A 1,203-nucleotide genomic window follows, 5' to 3' on the forward strand; every position below is an offset into this window, starting at 1 on the left:
TCTGACACGCGCAAAAACCCTTGTGAGCGTTCGATGCTGCTCGTGAGTTCACAAAACCGACGCTATCGATTGCTTCCTTCCCCTCAAGCGGCAAGTGTTCGCATACGCGTCAGGTTATAGCCGACCTGGGTCAGCACGAAGAGCTGGTCTACGCGTTCAAGTCCCCGGCACATCGCTTGTCGAATTCGTCCGACCGTCTTGCCCCATCCAAACACCTGTTCAATCCGTTTACGCTTTTGCTGGCTCACCGCGTAGCCCGGCCAACGTGTAGTTCGCTCATCAATCGCTGAGCCTCCTGAACGTCCTTCGTTTTGGGCCACATGAGGCGTGACGCGATTCGAGCGACAACTGGCTACGAAGCCGGCGGTGTCGTAGTTCTTATCCGCACCGACCGTGATGCCGCTCGGTGCGACACTCGCAGCATCGGCAAGCATCTGCGCCGCGCAGTCTCGCTCGGCGGTGCCGGTCGCCAGCGTCACCTGCGCGTTGACCACCAGTCCGTGTCGGTTATCGGTCAATACATGACCCATATAACAGAGCATCGCTCCCGTTCCCTTGCTTTTCCGGAACAGGCGCGCCTGCTTATCCGTCGTGGATTGATGCGTTTCGTTACTGCGTTTTTGCCCATGCCAGTTGTCATTCGGTGCGGGCGGTTCGTCTGGAGGCGTATCGTCGTCGCTCGGACTCGCCTTGGGCACGAAGCTCTTATGCCCGGCCCACGCCTGAATCAAAGTGCCATCGACGCTGAAGTGCTCGCCAGAGAGATAGCCTCGCTCACGGGCCGTCTCGACCGTCTCGTTAAAGAGCAACACCAGTACATCGTGTTCGAGCAAGCGGTCGCGGTTCTTGCTGAACGTCGAATGGTCCCACACCGTTCCGTCCATCGGCAGACCGACGAACCAGCGGTACAACATGTTGTAGGAAATCTGTTCCATCAGCATCCGTTCGCTGCGAATGGAGTACAACACCTGCAGCAACAGCGCCCGAACCAACTTCTCCGGTGCAATGCTTGGCCGGCCACCTCTCGCGTCTGCCTCGTACATTCGCGAGAACACATCATCCATGCGCTTGAGCGAATCATTGAGCCATGTACGAGTCGGACGCAACGGATGGTCCTTCGGCACGAAATCATCAAGCTTCAACACCGTGAACATCGACTCGGTAAAACCATCGCTGCCGCGCATCCGTTCCATCTCGCTCTCG

Annotated in this window: 1 protein-coding gene; it reads right to left on the reverse strand. The window is 57.9% G+C overall.

What is annotated here, in order from left to right; all coding sequences use genetic code 11:
- Window positions 1–83: 83 nt before the first annotated feature.
- Window positions 84–1,184 (reverse strand): IS5 family transposase, encoded by a 1,101-nt coding sequence (locus tag NCR38_RS33980; protein ID WP_061121468.1) that lies wholly within the window; start codon window positions 1,182–1,184, stop codon window positions 84–86.
- Window positions 1,185–1,203: the final 19 nt, after the last annotated feature.

Origin of the sequence: Caballeronia sp. INML1 (genome assembly GCF_023631085.1) — a bacterium.
GTDB classification, from domain to species: domain Bacteria; phylum Pseudomonadota; class Gammaproteobacteria; order Burkholderiales; family Burkholderiaceae; genus Caballeronia; species Caballeronia turbans.